This window comes from Selenomonas sp. FC4001, from assembly GCF_000701565.1.
Taxonomy (GTDB): domain Bacteria; phylum Bacillota; class Negativicutes; order Selenomonadales; family Selenomonadaceae; genus Selenomonas_A; species Selenomonas_A ruminantium_B.
Window position 1 is genome coordinate 412,250 of the sequence record NZ_KL370793.1, and the last position, 15,830, is coordinate 428,079.

Sequence of the window (15,830 nt, forward strand, 5' to 3'; positions counted from 1 at the left end):
TACTCCTCTCAGCGGTTGTAGACCACAACCTTGTCCTTATCCCGCATACCAATCATCTTTTCGCGGATACGGCTGCTTTGAGCCATATCAAACATCTGGTCCAGCACATTGCTCTGCATGTTGGAAAAATCCGGCTCCAATGAATCCAATGTGTGCACATCAATCTGCAGGTCGTCACCGAATTTGTCGCAGAACAGCTCTGCCAATAAATCCAGCTCGCCCCGCAGCATGGTGGCCAGCTGGCGGCGCACATGCACCGTCATGCGGGAGCCGTTGACATCAGCGTCCAGCGCCAGCCACACGGGGCCGCTGCCATGCAAATCATGATAGGTCTGCACGCTCTTATCCACCAGATTGGCAAATTCTTCCATTTCCTCATGGGCAATCTTCTTTTTCACCACAAAGTCCAGAGTTATCTCCGTATCCTGTGGCTCATAGGCCACGGCATAGAGTTCGGGATAACATACGAGCATCGAGGCCAGCAGCTGTACCCCGGTGTTCATTTCCTTGCGGCTGCCGGAAGTTTTCCCACTAAGATTAAATCCTAACATAGTCTATTCCTCTCATGTACGAAGAGGGCGCAAGGCTCACGCCCTGCACCCTCCTAACATGCGCTTTCACATTATTTTGCATAATCGACGACGCGGGTCTCACGGATAATCGTGGCCTTAATCTGACCAGGATATTCGAGTTCGTCTTCGATTTTCTTGACAATGTTATGAGCCAAAGCTGCTGCTTCAGCATCGTCCACCTTGTCCGGTTTAACCATGACGCGGATTTCGCGGCCTGCCTGAATGGCAAAGCAACGTTCAACACCGTCGTAGGACTCGGCGATTTCCTCCAGGCTCTTAAGGCGCTTGAGGTAGGATTCCAGGCTTTCACGGCGGGCACCGGGACGGGCTGCCGATACTGCATCAGCGGCTGCGACAAGCACTGCTTCAACGCTGGTAGCTTCCACATCACCATGGTGGGCGGCAATGCAGTTGATGACGTCCTTGGACTCCCGGAACTTGCGGGCGATATCCGCACCAATGGTGGTGTGGCTGCCTTCCACTTCATGGTCAATGGACTTGCCGATGTCGTGGAGGAGACCGCCGCGCTTGGCCAGCGTAACATCACAGCCCAGTTCAGAAGCCATGACACCAGCCAGATGGGAAACCTCAATGGAATGGTTCAGCACATTCTGCCCGTAGCTTGTACGGTAGCGCAGACGGCCCAGAAGCTTGATAAGCTCCGGATGGATACCGTGCACACCGGTATCAAAGGTTGCCTGTTCACCGGCTTCCTTGATGCGCATATCCACTTCCCGCTTGGCTTTTTCGACCATTTCTTCGATGCGGGCAGGATGGATACGGCCGTCCTGAATGAGCTTTTCGAGTGCGATACGGGCGGTTTCGCGGCGTACCGGGTCAAAGCCCGACAGGATAACGGCTTCCGGCGTATCATCGATGATGAGGTCAATGCCCGTCAGCGTTTCGAGCGTCCGGATATTGCGGCCCTCACGGCCGATGATGCGGCCTTTCATCTCGTCGTTGGGCAGGGCCACCACGGATACGGTGGTTTCTGCCACATGGTCAGCGGCGCAGCGCTGGATGGCCTGGCTCAGGATATCCCGGGCCTTCTTGTCGGACTCATCCTTAATCTGCTGCTCGTACTCTTTGATTTTCATGGCCTTTTCGTGCTTCAGTTCTTCCTCGGCTTCGGCCATGAGCATTACCCTTGCTTCTTCAGCAGTCAGGCTGGAAATGCGTTCCAGTTCCGATTTCTGCTGTTCGTGCATCTCATCAATCGCCTGCTGGGTCTTGTCGATGCGGGCCTCCTTGCGGGAAAGGCTCTCTTCTTTCTTCTCCAGAGAATCCAGCTTGCGGTCAAGATTTTCTTCTTTCTGTACTACGCGGCGTTCCTGACGCTGAAGTTCGCTGCGACGTTCTTTCGTCTCACGATCCAGTTCCTGACGCTGGCGATGGATTTCTTCCTTCGCTTCGAGCAGGGCTTCCTTCTTCTTCGTCTCGCCTTTTTCTTCCGCGTCCGCTACAATGCGTTTTGCTTCTTCTTCAGCGGAGCCAATCTGGGCTTCAGCCGTGCGCTTGCGCATGGTATAGCCTAAGCCGGCACCGATGACTGCTGCGATTATTACCGCTACTACTATTTCGATAACGATAATACTCACCCCCTTGTTACTTATTTGCGTTCATGCATGATTTATTTGTCTGGATAGTTCTTCAACTATACCCTACTATTTTAATGTTTTTCTCCATAAGTGTCAAGAAATCCTAGCCAAAACGACCTAAATGAAGTAGAATGAATAGGGTATTGATTTTTGGACTTATTTGGGGGTAATGATATGTTGAAATGCTCAGAGTGCCAGCGCGATTTGCCGGAAAAAGAGGCACTTGTGAATAAAAACGAAGAAGGAGAACAGCGGATTATCTGTCCCGAGTGCTTTCAGAAGCTCACCGGCGTGGATTACAAGACGTTTGCCTTCCGCAAGGAAAACGCCAAGCAGACCTTCTGGGCTGTACTCTTCTGTCTGGGCGCTACGGTTTACGCCTTTATGGAGAAAGGCGTAGAGTGGGGTATCGGCGGCATTGTGCTGACGGTGCTGGTTTACTTGTTCTCTAGTAAAGTTAAATAATTACGATTTACAGTTTACATCGTGGTGCTAAGACGCCCGGTGGTTGGTAATATACATCACCAGCCACCGGGCTTTCCTTTTCTTTTACACCATCACTTGATGATATCCTTAAACTCCTCCGCGCTCACCTGGAAGGTGTCCAGAATGGCTTTGCTGCTCATGGTGCCGCTTTCGTAGAGTTTCTTTAGGATAACCTTTCTGGCCTCCTCCATGCCTTTGGCATAGCCTTCATCATAGAGAGGCGGCTGCAGTCCCTGTTCGGCGTTGCGCGTGTTGAGACCACCGAGCAGGGTGTTTCTTATCTGCACATCGGGCTTCTTCCAAAGTGCATCCCTGTCCACCATTCTAGTGGGCATAATCTTATTCTTGAGCTGATAGTCGCCGTCCGCGAGCATCTGCCAGGTTTCATCGGCAGGCCAGGATTTTTTGAGGCAGCGTTCCACGTTGAGCCGGTCGCTTTTCTGATAGAACTTCTTGGCCGCTTCCATGGTGCTGCCGCCGGCAATCTTGCGGCGAATCAGACGCTCTTTCAAATCCTGCGGCTCGGCGCTGACAAAGAGACTGTAGTCGGCAAAGGAGCGGACATTCTGCCACTTGTCCTCGACTAAGAGGAGCCAGTTGCCCTCCAAAATCACGATGGGCCGCTTCACCGTCACCATGTCCTCCAGCACATCATGGATGGTCCTATCGTAAATCGGCCAGCGCACATTGTTCTTGCGCGCATCCGTCAGTTTGCCCATGAGCTTTTCCACGGCAAACGTCTCCGGCGCTCCCTTGATGGCACTTAGGGGAATCACTTTGCCATCCCGTTCAATGCTATGGGATGCCAGATACGAATTGGGATAATGAAAACCATCCAACCCCAGAGCCTGCACCGGCACGATTTCCTCATCGGTATTGGACAGCCGCTCCAGAAACAAAGCCAACGTGGACTTGCCTACGCCCGGCGGCGCCGCCAGAAAAACAATCATCCGCCGGCCCAATTTTTGCTGCATCTTGCTCATACGCCGCAAAAAGGGCAGGAATAACGTGTCAATGGTCGCCTGATTGTACTGTACTTTATGCGCCAGGCCGTTAATCATCAGCCTGCAGGTGCGCCAAACTTTATCATTCATCATCTTGCCTCCCTGCCTTTCTCTAAACAGAATAACAGTCTTTCCCTGACTGTGCAAGCTGCGCCCTTACACGTTAAAATTTCGCAGCAAATGCTCCACCTATATTATCGTTAAATTTCTATTAAAAATTAAGGAAGATTAACACAATGTTGATATTTTTCGCTATAATAATGATAGATAAAAAATTTGACAGATGGAGGATTTTGACCATGCATAACAAAACTTTGAAACGCAAGATACTCACTGGACTCACAGCCCTCTGCCTTTCCCTGCCGCTGACCTATGTTCCCTCTGCAGCTCCGGCGGCAGAAGCCAGCACCGCCAGCATCATCGGTGCCGTAATCTCCGGTGCCGTTGCCCACAGCCAGCTGGACAGCACCATCCGGAAATACAACAATGACCCGCAGGGCCGTCAGCAGCTGTTTCAGCAGATGAAGGCACAGTACGGCGTCAACGAAGACCCCTATCTGAATGCGCAGCTTGACCGAATCATGCAGAATCTGACTGCCGGTATCGGCGCTGTTGACTCCTCGATTTACGATAAACCCTATAATTATTTCATCAACAATCAGGGCAGCTTCAATGCCTTCTGCACGCTGGGTCACAATCTCAGCGTCAACACAGGCCTTTATAAAATGCTGACCAACGAAGATGAAATTGCTGTCGTGTTGGGCCACGAAATGGGCCACGGCCAAAAGGACCATCCGGCCAAAGGTGCACGCCAGTCCTTGAACATGCAGATTCTCGGCGCAGCTACCGGCTCCCAGCTCGGAGTCATCATGGCCAACGTCGTCAACAACCGCCATATCACCAAACCCATGGAACGCGAAGCCGACAAACTGGCCTTTGACTACATCACCCACACCAATTACAATCCGGGGGCCTGTGCCGCCGTTTGGCAGCGCGTTATGGACAAGTCCAAGAGCCGCCCCTCCGATTTCCAGCAGTTCATGTCCGACCATCCGGCCAACGATGACCGCCGCGATACTTACGCCAAACTGCTGAACCAGTACAGCGGCGGCCATGTCACCAACAAGGACGGCACCATCAAAATCAACACCAAGGACTTCTGCACCCCCGCAGCCCACGGTGACATGAGTGCCAAGGAACGTGCCTACTTTGTCATGGGCAATCTGGCTGCCGCTTACCATAACGGCCACAACAAAGCCAATGCTTATGCTGACGGCAACACGGTAATGATGGGCCAGCAGCCCATCATCACCTGCAACAGCAGTGATGAAAGTGCCAGCGTTCTGGCCGACCGCCTCAATAAAATCAAATAATAAGGAGAGAAGTCTCCATGGCCTTCAAAAAATACCGCACCTCTATCCTGCTGGCCGTCACCTTTACGGTACTGCTGTCCACCTTCTGGTATATGCCGCAGCTGGCTTTTATCATATTTATTTCCTTGCTCCTGCAGCTGCTGCTTCTGCCGCTGACAAACAAGCTGGCCTGCAAAATTCCACGGGCGCTGGCGGCAGGCTTGGTACTGTTGGGCTTTCTAAGCCTTGCCCTGCTGCTTATCGGATTGGTGTCCAAGAGTTTCATTCCGACATTCAGCCGTTTCGTCACAGATTTTCCGCAGCTTACGGAACAGATACAAAACATTCCCTGGCTGCGGGAATCTGACTTTCTACAGGGGCAGCTCTCGGACATCTGGTCGGAAATGAAAAATGCCAGCACCGAAGTGCTCAAATCTTCGCTGACCCTGCTGCTGTCCTTCTTCAGCAAGGCCATTGATTTGGTGATTATCCTGTTTGTGACCTTCTACCTGTTAAAGGACGGCGAGCAAATCCAAAAATATCTCGCGAGCCTCTTCCCTGCCCGAGACTATGAACGGGTCATGCACCTTTTTGACAAAATCTTAAGCGCCCTGCGGACTTACATCTGCAGCCAGCTGGTCATCTGCTGCATCACCGCCGTGATTGTCTTTCTCTACTTCACGATTCGCCACCTGCCCTATGCTTCGGTCTTCGCCGTCGTATCCGGCATCTGCGAGTTCATCCCGGTGCTGGGGCCCACGGTGGCGTCCGCCTTCGGTACCTTGTTAACGGCCACCGTCAATCCCATGGTGGCTTTGCAAACAGCAGGCTTTTACCTCCTGCTCACGCAGGTCAATCACAACTTCGTCTATCCAACGCTTATCGGCAAATCCTTAAATCTCCATCCCATTGCCATCATCCTTGGCATTGTGCTGGGTGGCGAGCTTCTTGGTGCCGCCGGCATGTTTTTGGCCGTGCCCTTTATCGTCATCTGCAAGCTGGTAATCGAGGATATCTATAAAGACCGGGTATTGACCCACGAAAAAGAACAGGCATCCCGCTGGCTGGCCAAGAAAAATGAACCGCACAAATAAAAAAGTTGACATGTCAGATTTTGACATGTCAACTTTTTTCTTTCCATCCGCCCCCTGCACTATTCATTTTGTAAATAAGACTTCTATCATTTCATTTTCAAATTCATCTATCTTTTCTTGACTTGAATAATAATACCGCTCAAACTCCTCCGGCCTAACTTTACAAAAATAAATTTTAGCATCACAATACTCATCTAATGACACACTTAAAATAATACATATTTTTTCCAGAGGATACTCCTTACGCAATCTCATTCTAAGACAATCGGCCATACGTCTGGCGACATACACTTTTTTCCCAAAATTTTTAGTCTTTATATACGTCTCCACATATATTTCATTTTCATATAATTCAAAACCAGTTTTGTTTTCATATTCCTGGATTATATATTCCCAATCAAGATTTTTCGTTTCTATTTCATGCAACAATATGCATCCGGAATCGCTTTTAATTTTCAAATTCCAAAAGGATTTTTTTATCATCTTGGCCACATTCAGCTCATCAATATATATCTTTTCTTTTATGTAATCGGCCATTTTTTTATTAATCCACACTTTGTTTCCTCTTTCTGATTATTGCCCTGTTCGCTCTAATATCTTTGGTAGCATTTAATTTAATAAAAAGATACTTTCACCTGTACCTAGGATACGAGATGAAAGTATCTTTTTCAATAGGACTTCGGTCCTTTTTATATGAACTTATTTTGCCATGAGCTTAGCTACCTTATTGGCGAAGTCCACCGGATTTTCCGGCAGGATGCCTTCGATAAGGAGTGCCTGAGTGTAAAGCAGGTCGCAGTAATCCTTAAAGTCAGCGCTTTCCTTACCGCCATCATGGAGGCTCTGCAGGCGCGTGAAGAGTTCATGGTGCGGGTTGATTTCGAGGATGCGCTTAGCCTTGAACATCGGATTGTTCATTTCAGCGAAGGTCTGTTCCATGGACAGGGACGGACCTGCTTCGTCAGCTACGAGGCAGACGGCGCTGGATTTCAGACGGGCCGAAACTTTAACGTCAGCTACCTTTTCGCCCAAAGCTTCCTTGATGTCTTTGAGCAGGTCATCATTCTTCTTCTGAATGTCTTCCGTTTCCTTCTTGACTTCCTGGCTTTCGGCATCGTCGAGGTCGAGGTCGCCACGGCTGATGGAATGGAAGCTCTTGCCCTCGTATTCACGCAGGGTTTCAATGCAGAATTCATCCACCGGGTCCAAGAGATAAAGCACTTCGAGGCCCTTATCGCGCAGGGTTTCCATCTGCGGCAGGTGCTCAATGGTTTCCTTATCCTTGGCCGTAGCATAGTAAATTTTCTTCTGGCTTTCCGGCATGCGTTCTACATATTCTTTCAGCGTAACCAGCTTGCCTTCTTTAGAACTCATGAACAGCAGCAGGTCTTTGAGTTTGTCGATGGTGTCGCTGCCAGCATACATGCTGTTGTAAACGCCAATCTTGAGGGATTTGCCGAATTCATTCCAGAACTTTTCATAATCCTCACGCTTGTTCTTAAGCTTGCGGGCCAGAGACTTGAGAATGTTCTTTTCGAGCGCCTTGCCGATAACCTTGAGTTCACGGCTCTGCTGCAGAAGTTCACGGGAGATATTCAAGGAAAGGTCAGGAGAATCCACCAGGCCCTTCATAAAGCGCAGGTAATCCGGCAGCAGGTCCTTGCACTTGTCCATGATGAACACATGACGGGAATAGAGCTGCAGCCCCGGTTCATAATCCGTATGATAGAGATTGAACGGTGCGCAGGAAGGAATGGCGAGCAGCGCCGTGTATTCCACAGAACCTTCAGCCTTGGTATGGAATACTTCCATGGGCTTTTCCCATTCATGGAACTGATTTTTGAAGAACTCGTCGTATTCTTCCTCTTTGATGTCGGACTTGTTCTTCGTCCAAAGCGGCTGCATGGAGTTCAGCGTGCGGCATTCGATGGTCTTAACCTTCTCAGCGCCTTCGATTTCCTTGCCCTCATCATCTTTCGGCGTTTCTTCATGCTCGAAGTTCATCTTGATGGGGTAGCGCACATAGTCGCTGTACTTCTTGACCAAACGTTCGAGCGTGTAGTTTTCCGTGAAGTCATTTTCGGCATCATCACCGAAGAATTCCTTGCCCAGAGTAATCGTGATGCTCGTGCCGCGCTTGTCACGGTCGCATTCTTCAATGCTGTAGGAACCGTCACCCGTGGATTCCCAACGCGTACCTTCCGTTTCGCCTGCCTTGCGGGTTTCGATAACCACCTTTTCGGCTACCATGAAGGCAGAGTAGAAACCTACACCGAACTGACCGATAAGTTCCTTGTCGGTATTGCCCTCAGCGCCCTCGCTAGCTTCCTTGGCCTTCTTGAGCTGTTCCATGAATGCCTTGGTGCCGGATTTAGCGATGGTGCCAATGTTTTCGATAACTTCCTGACGGCTCATGCCGATACCATTATCGCGAATGGTCAGGGTATGATTTTCCTTGTCCGGTTCGAGGAAGATTTCGTAGCTGTCATCTCCTTCGAGGATATCGCGATTCGTCAGGCTGGCAAAATGCACCTTGTCAATCGCATCGGATGCGTTGGAGATAAGCTCCCGCAGGAAAATCTCATGGTTCGTATAAATAGAATGAATCATGAGGTCTAACAGTTGTTTTGTTTCCGCTTGAAATTCATGGGTTTCTTTAGCCATGTGTTTACGCCTCTCTTTATGTAAAATATTACGTTACCTAAGATTTAGCACTCTTTCACTTGGAGTGCTAACGTACATGGCTTAGTATACGCTAAAAACGGCAAAAAGTCAAATTTGTCATTTCGCACAAAAAAAGCCAGGGAGCAGCTTTGACTTGTCAATTTTGACAAGTCAGCCGCCTCCTGGCGTCATTTATTCTTCTTTTTGCAGGGCCGCCAATTTGGCCGCCTGCTTGGCTAGGAACTTTTTCTTCAATTCCAGTTTGCGCTCCATGCGAGTTACCAAATCCCGAGCGTCTGCCAAATCCTGTTCATCGGGATGGCTGGCGGCCTGCTGCCAGCGTTTCTGACTTTCAGCACCACCATGGGGATCATCTTTCCCGGCATGTTTGCGCTTTTCCAGCAAGGCTGGATTGATTTTTCCCTGACAGCCAAAGGTGCCGAGAATCTCACAGCCCGCCCCGAGTTTATAACCTGCCCGGGCAAAAGAGGTAATGGCGTGTTCACTGGTAGGCTCTGCGCCGTGGGTCTGGAAGAAGACCACCTTGCTGTCCTGAACCTTGGCCAGATACTTCAACGTCAAAGGGTCCGGCTGGCCCAGCCGCAGCCAGTAACCAATAGCCACAATGTCATAGGCTGACAAGTCAACAGGAGCCTCCTGCACCCGAAAGATATCCGCTTCCTCTGCCGCCCCGGCAATAGCCTCCGCCACCATTTTCGTATTGCCTGTCACCGAGGAATAAATTACTGCCCATTTACTCAAAATACCGCCTCCAAAAATTTATTCCCGTTTATTGTAGCAGAATTCTACGGACTCAGCTGTAATCATTGTTACAAGAATAAGTCGTGAAATTGCATTTGTTAGTGCGAGCTTAAATTAATCTGTTACAGCTCAATAGGGCGGAGGTGGGAATACTTTTGCGCCGCTCGCTAAAATGCCCCGCCAGCATAAAAAGCGCTTTCTATTTACTAGCGCCGGGCAGGCCGGCGGCGCGTATGCTCAGCTCAGCATCCAGTAACGAATGTTTGCGGGCCATCCCTCACTGCGTTCGGGCAGTCGCTCGTTTGCGCAAAAGCATCCCCACCTCCACCCAAAGTTATGGTTATATATATTTGCCACGTTTCGGCTGAAAGCCACAATCACATCGATGTTCTTGTTACGAGAGCAACGAGTTCGTGGCAATAGGCTAATCCGCATCTTGGGACGAACGGGGAGTGATTTTTCTGTTAGGAGCGACTGCCTGAACGCAGTGAAGGCCGGCCACATGTAGAACGAGGCTAAGCAAATACGCTGAAAGCAGCGCCGTTGGCCTGCCCGGCGCAGGTAACTGGACATCGCTATTTAACGAGGGGGTCGTTTAGCGGAAAACAGAAAAATTACTCCCCGTTCGTCCCTGACTACGCATGAACGAGATACCATAAGCACGAACTGTCAAACTGGAAATATACGAAGGGATTTCCCTATTTGTTTCTTACGAATGAACCGGCATCATTTTTTCCACCAACCGCTTGAGGGGCAATACTTTCAGAATCAGACAACAGATGGCAAATTCCGTCAGCAGGAAAGAGCCGTTAAAGGTCAGGGAGTACAACACGGGACTCATGCCTTCGGGCGCATAACTGCCGAAGAACACCACGCCGGAAATGAAATGGCACAGGAACCGCCCGCCGAAGGCCAGTGCCGTTCCCCCATACAGATGATTGCGGCAGAGACCTGCCAGCCCCATGGCCATAAAGGGCAGCGGATAATCGAAAAGCACCTGCACCGGATGAAGGATAAAGGGGTCCTGTATGATGTTAATCATGCCATAGACAAAACCTGCCAACACCCCAGTGCCCACACCAAAGCGATAGGCAATCAGAATCAACGGCAGCATTGCGCCCGCCGTCACACTTCCCCCCTGCGGGAGATGAAAGATATGCAGCTGGTGCAGAACCACCGCCAGCGCCAGCAGCAACGCCGAAGTAACCATCGTGTGCGTGTCAAAGGACTCATGACGGACACGCATAAGGCCAATGGCCAATATCAATACGCCCAGCAGTGCTAGAAGCACCACTGGCTGTGCAACAATTTCCAACAAAACGTTTCCCTACCTTCCCCAATCATATACAAGGAACAACTGCGCCCCATCCAGGACAAGCCGCCCCGTCAATATCAGCATAATACATACATTTATGATTATAAACCACTCACCGCTATTTTTCTACCGCAATCTCAACAAAACCTTTGTCCAAAGACATCTTGCTCCTGACGGGCAAACATGCTATAATTGCTCATCACTAAAATATCATCAAGGAAAGGCAATCATGATGAACAATGACAAGACCTGGTGGCAGCGTTTATTTTTAGGGCTCGGAATCCTGGCTGCCAGTACAGCAACCCTGTCGGGCAGCGAAGCCTCTGCTCCCGCCCGCTATGACACCGCCATGGTAGGGCTTCTAGGGGAACTCCACGACTACGCGCACAGACAAAATCCCCGGTTCCAGCTGCTGGCCAATGGCGGCTCCTCCTTATATCTGCCCATCGATGGCAATACGCCTGCCAATGTCGGCAAGATGCTGCAGGTTGTGGATGGACAACTGGCGGAATCCGTCCATTATGGCTTTGACATGAAAGATGGCGAGAAGACGCCTCCCGAGGAAAAAGAATTTTTCCTGCAAACCTTGGATGCCGCCAAAGCAGGCGGCCTGCCCATATTCGTGCTGGACTATGTAAAAGACGCTCGTCAGGCGGCAGATGCTACGCAGCAATGCCTAACCAAGGGCTACATTCCGCTGGCCACCCCCTATCGCGATTTAGACCAACTGCCCCCGTACCCATCTGCCAATATAAATACGGCAGATGTTACCCGGCTGCAGGATGTCAAAAATTATTTGATTCTCCTCAATCCCGGTAAATTTTCTTCCCGCGAAGAATACCTTTCCCAGCTGCAAGCTACCGACTACGATATGCTGATTATCGACCTCTACGCCGGCGATACATTGCTGACTGCTGGTGAGGTGGAAAAACTGAAGCACAAAGCCCATGGCGGGCGCCGCCTGGTGCTGGCCTATATGAGCGTCGGCGAGGCGGAAACCTATCGTCACTATTGGCAGCCGGAATGGAAAAAGAAGCGCCCCCATTGGCTGGACGCCCCCAACGATGACTGGCAGGATAACTACCGCGTAAAATTCTGGATGCCGGAGTGGAAACACCTGCTCTATGGCAATCCTAATGCCTATCTGGATGAAATCCTGGCCGCCGGTTTTGACGGCGCTTTTCTCGATGTCATTGATGTCTACCAGTATTTCCAAAATGGAAACGAATAAAAATAATCCCCTTGGCGGTTCTGATATACCGCCAAGGGGATTATTTTATATAGGCACTTAAAAGGATTGATTCCACATCAGACTCATCTTCCAGCCCTGGTATGAATCTGTCTCACTGCCCTGGATATAATAGCGTTCCACTTTGGCCCGCAGTTCCGAGGTATCATCGATGCGATACGCATAGCCAAGCGTCAGCGCATACAAATGACGATTGCCCCGCCAGGTATTCGTGCGCCAATTGTAGCTTTGTCCGTAGCTTCCGCCACCGTTAAGGAGTACATAGCCCCGCTGCTTTTTATCAAACTGATGTGTTAAGCCCCAACCGCCATAATAGCGATAGATGTCCTCGACATCACCCGCCTGATAATTTCCCCATAGGTAATACTGCCAGGAATTGCGCTCGTCGATATCCTGACTGCCGTAAAGCTGCAAAGTCCAATCCTCGCCATCTTCAAAGCGCCCGCTGCTATATCGGTTGCGATAGTAAGCGCTGACGGCATTCACATGGATAAGTTTCGCCGAAAACTGCTGCTGCTCGCCGATATGACGATATTCGATTTCCTGCTGGAACTTATTGCGGGGAGATATTTCCATGGCAACATCCGGGTCATAAATTCCTGCATCTGTATCTTCATATTCTATCCGATAGCTGTAATCCCGTCTAATCGTGTAGCTCAACCTGCCTATCAGGCTGTCTCTTTCCGTAAGCCTGTGGGTTGCCTCGATTTCCGGCGTAAACTGCCAGCCTTCACTGAAGGAGCTGAAGGCCGCCAAATTATCCGCCATCATGGCATTTTGATGCGCATTTTGCTCTCCTGTCGGCGCGTTGACGGTCAGCTTATAATGAACATCATTGATTTTATGGTCATTTTTATAGGTTAGGCCCAGCTGCGTATCCGTCCAGCCACTGACGCGGCCATGCGGAAGGCCGGTATCGGAAACCAGCCAGCCAGTAGACAGGGAAACATCCCATTTTTTCTCCGTCGCATAAAATTCAACAGGCTGATACAGCTGGTATCCTCTGGGCAAACCGGCCCCATGCCAGGTGTAATATTCAAAGCCGGTGCTAAGCCCCTTGCCTTCCCCAAAGTGTGCTAAATCATAATCGGCTTTTGTCTTCCAGTTTTGGGTTTCTGTTAAATTATTTTCCGCAGTTGCAACACCGCTTATGGCTTCCTCATGCCAGTTTTCAGCCTCCGTTACATCATTGGCGCTTTCCTTCACATCTATTTCTGCTTCGGCCTGTTCTGCCGTTAAATCCTGCACCAATTCCCGGGCATCCTGTTCGGCATCTTCCGCAGCCATACGGGCATCCTGCAGGTCATCGAGCTGGCTGTTCAGTGCATCCAGCAAGGCCTCGGCATCATCCACCTCAGCATCCAGGGATTCCAGCTGCTTTTCATAGGCCTCCCATTGGGCTTCCTCAGCCTGCCGCTCCGGCGCAGCTGCCTGTGCCCCATTCACCATGGCCATAACATCGTTCAGCCGGTTTTGTGCATATCCCACACTTTCCCAAGCCTGACGGATACGTTCTTCTAATCCATCGTTTTCCGTCCGCAGATGTCCCAGCTCCCTGCCGAGTCTTTCATAGGCTGCCTGCGTGCTGTTGCGGCGTGCCTGCACGTCTGCCACGGCCCCCTCCTGTGCCCATACCTGCGGGGCAAAATCTGCCACCGCCTGTTGGGCGGCAATGGCCTCCCGAGTGCGCTGAGCACTTTCCAGCTGGGCATTCGCCAGTTCCTGAGCAATACGCTGCAGATTCAGGCTGGCCTTCTCCAAATTCTGCTGTGCTTCCAGAAGGGCGCTGGCCGCATTTTCCTTATCTGCTTTTGCCTGCTGCAAATCAGCTTTAGCCTCGAGCAAGGCCTGGGCCGCTTCTGCAGCATTCTGCTGCGCCTCCTTGAAATCCCTTATTCTGTCCCTGTCATTGCGCAGGGATTCAAAAGCCGCCGGAATATCATTCATGGCATTGCTGATACCTGCCGCTTCCCCGGCCATAGGCGGCAATAAAGCCAAAGCACTGATGGAAGCCGCTTTCGCGGTTTGCCGCAGGGCCGCCTCCTCCCGCATCTTCCGCTTACGGCTGCGAGTCATGCGCATTTGCTGCAGAACAAATCTTTTGAGGCGGGGTTCTTCCCCCACTTGTGCCTTAGCCAACCTTTTACGGCGCTTACGGCTCATGCGAAAGGCCACTGCGCCCCAGCGCTTCCGGCCCTCCTCTTCCAGCTGAGCTGCTTCTGCCAGCCGCTGTCTTGCCCTACGGCTTGTTCTCATGGTTATCGCTCCTTGCCGTTTCCAGATTTACATACTTATCCCCGTAAAGCCACAGAGTGAACCTCGTCAGAATCCCGCTGGTGGAACGGTAAAACACCGGCTGGGAACAGAACACCAGATAATTAATCCGCTGCGCAAAATGATTCAGCTTGACAAAGGCCCAGATAAACGACAGCGCCGCCGCCAAAAAGAAAGTGAACCCGTAACTGTAGCTGCCACCATAGTAGAGTCCCCAAAGCCCCAGCAACAGATTGGACAGGAAAAACACCGTCGATAAACTCAGAACGCTTTTTTGATAATCGAAGTAAACCAACAGAATATACACCAGCTGCAGCAATCCGGTAAAGAAGGCCCCAAAGAGCAGTACATTATACATATTCACCTGATTGTAGGTAATGCCCGACCAGCTCAGAAGATAGTTCCCCACTGCCAGCGCCACCAGCGTGAACACCAGTTGGAACTCCGTAATATGCCGCAGCTCAAACCAGAGTGTATGCAGCAAATCCTTGCGGGCATCATCAATCTCCCGAAAGTTGCCCTTCTGGGTAATATAAGCAAAGTAATGCGCATAGCGCTCATAAAAATTCGTCTCCACCGTCACCACAAACATGGTCATGAGCGGCAAAATGGACAGGAAGGCGTAAAAGGTCACCACATCATAGATGGGTGAGTAAAGATACGTACCACCTACCATTACACCCCAATCCCCCTGCCAGATGATGATATTGGGCAAAAAAAGCCCCAGCATATAGCAGACAGCCGTAAGAAAGAGCCGCCAATGACGTTCAAAATACGGCAGAAAGGCAAAATTCTGCCCACCTTTGTTCAGACCAAAGTAACTGGTAATGTGCAGCAAAAAGAGCAGATTGATAAGCCCCATCCCTATATCCATGGCGAGCAGCCCGGACTGTTCCGGCTGCAGGCTGGTCTGGGTCAAAAAAATCCAAACCAGAAAAACACTCACGAGCACACCGGTCAAATAGCTGACGAGCAGGCGGGAATATCGCTTCACTGCCGACAGATAAACGCTTTCCGTCCAGGCCAGCAATAGTTCCGCAAAAAAGAGATACCCCAGCCACTTGGTCAGAAGCGGCAAGGGCTTATCCCAGAAGAAAATCCCCGCAGCCACAGCTCCCAGCGCCGTGATGATGGCCCCCATGCCAAAGAGGGACGCAGTCACATTTTCAAAGCGGCCCAAGGACAGGGAATCGGCCAAATAACGGGTCAAAACCATGATAAAGCCGGCCGATAGAATCTGGGAAAACACAAAGGCGTATACCACCGAAGCCACAAAGACCTGGCTGGCTTCCCCCTCAATGCCATAATAGGCAAAGAGGCTCTGCACGGCCAAGACCATACTGGTCATCAGGGCAAAGGGGCCGGCCGTGATGATGGCCGAATAGGAATATGCTTTTATATGGCCTGCCGCCGTGCGGGCCGTAAACAATTTCTTTAACTCAAAACCTACGCCTGCCACT

Annotated in this window: 13 protein-coding genes; 4 read left to right on the plus strand and 9 right to left on the minus strand. The window is 50.7% G+C overall.

Features of this window, described 5'->3' with window-relative positions; all coding sequences use genetic code 11:
* Positions 1 to 8 precede the first annotated feature (8 nt).
* Entirely contained in the window at positions 9 to 551 is a 543-nt protein-coding gene (locus T320_RS11700) for a hypothetical protein (RefSeq protein ID WP_037356048.1), read from the minus strand.
* 71 nt (positions 552 to 622) lie between these two features.
* Entirely contained in the window at positions 623 to 2,170 is a 1,548-nt protein-coding gene (gene rny, locus T320_RS11705) for a ribonuclease Y (protein WP_026761171.1), read from the minus strand.
* A gap of 174 nt (positions 2,171 to 2,344) precedes the next feature.
* Here rny and T320_RS11710 point away from each other — a divergent pair, with 174 nt between their 5' ends.
* Entirely contained in the window at positions 2,345 to 2,635 is a 291-nt protein-coding gene (locus T320_RS11710; RefSeq protein ID WP_026761172.1) for a hypothetical protein, read from the plus strand.
* Positions 2,636 to 2,727: 92 nt separating this feature from the next.
* Here the strand turns inward: T320_RS11710 and T320_RS11715 are convergent, their stop codons facing one another.
* Entirely contained in the window at positions 2,728 to 3,753 is a 1,026-nt protein-coding gene (locus tag T320_RS11715) for a nucleoside/nucleotide kinase family protein (protein ID WP_231465899.1), read from the minus strand.
* Between the two features lie 206 nt (positions 3,754 to 3,959).
* Here T320_RS11715 and T320_RS11720 point away from each other — a divergent pair, with 206 nt between their 5' ends.
* Positions 3,960 to 5,033: a M48 family metallopeptidase gene (locus tag T320_RS11720; protein WP_037356052.1), complete on the plus strand. Its 1,074-nt coding sequence runs from the start codon at positions 3,960 to 3,962 to the stop codon at positions 5,031 to 5,033.
* Between the two features lie 17 nt (positions 5,034 to 5,050).
* A complete protein-coding gene (locus T320_RS11725) occupies positions 5,051 to 6,106 on the plus strand; it encodes an AI-2E family transporter (protein WP_037356055.1) in 1,056 nt (351 codons plus the stop codon).
* Positions 6,107 to 6,169: 63 nt separating this feature from the next.
* On the opposite strand, the gene T320_RS11730 is transcribed toward T320_RS11725, so the two are convergent.
* The 4 genes from T320_RS11730 to thiT all read right to left on the minus strand — a co-directional run bounded on the left by T320_RS11730 (position 6,170) and on the right by thiT (position 10,850).
* The gene (locus T320_RS11730) at positions 6,170 to 6,661 is read right to left on the minus strand and encodes a hypothetical protein (RefSeq protein ID WP_037356057.1); all 492 of its coding nucleotides are present in this window, start codon (positions 6,659 to 6,661) and stop codon (positions 6,170 to 6,172) included.
* A 144-nt stretch (positions 6,662 to 6,805) separates the two neighbouring features.
* Positions 6,806 to 8,770 (minus strand): molecular chaperone HtpG, encoded by a 1,965-nt coding sequence (htpG, locus tag T320_RS11735; RefSeq protein WP_037356060.1) that lies wholly within the window; start codon positions 8,768 to 8,770, stop codon positions 6,806 to 6,808.
* 192 nt (positions 8,771 to 8,962) lie between these two features.
* On the minus strand, positions 8,963 to 9,532 hold the full coding sequence (locus tag T320_RS11740) for a flavodoxin family protein (protein ID WP_037356063.1): 570 nt from the start codon (positions 9,530 to 9,532) through the stop codon (positions 8,963 to 8,965).
* A gap of 709 nt (positions 9,533 to 10,241) precedes the next feature.
* A complete protein-coding gene (gene thiT / locus T320_RS11745) occupies positions 10,242 to 10,850 on the minus strand; it encodes an energy-coupled thiamine transporter ThiT (RefSeq protein WP_037356066.1) in 609 nt (202 codons plus the stop codon).
* 226 nt (positions 10,851 to 11,076) lie between these two features.
* On the opposite strand from thiT, the gene T320_RS14425 reads away from it, so the two are divergent.
* Positions 11,077 to 12,078, plus strand: a complete 1,002-nt coding sequence (locus T320_RS14425) for an endo alpha-1,4 polygalactosaminidase (RefSeq protein ID WP_051608754.1) — start codon at positions 11,077 to 11,079, stop codon at positions 12,076 to 12,078.
* A 57-nt stretch (positions 12,079 to 12,135) separates the two neighbouring features.
* Here the strand turns inward: T320_RS14425 and T320_RS11755 are convergent, their stop codons facing one another.
* Positions 12,136 to 14,352, minus strand: a complete 2,217-nt coding sequence (locus T320_RS11755; protein WP_037356069.1) for a hypothetical protein — start codon at positions 14,350 to 14,352, stop codon at positions 12,136 to 12,138.
* Complete coding sequence (pelG, locus tag T320_RS11760; protein WP_051608756.1) at positions 14,336 to 15,829, minus strand: exopolysaccharide Pel transporter PelG; 1,494 nt, start codon at positions 15,827 to 15,829, stop codon at positions 14,336 to 14,338. Before pelG ends, T320_RS11755 begins: the two co-directional genes overlap by 17 nt.
* Between the last annotated feature and the right edge of the window lies 1 nt (position 15,830).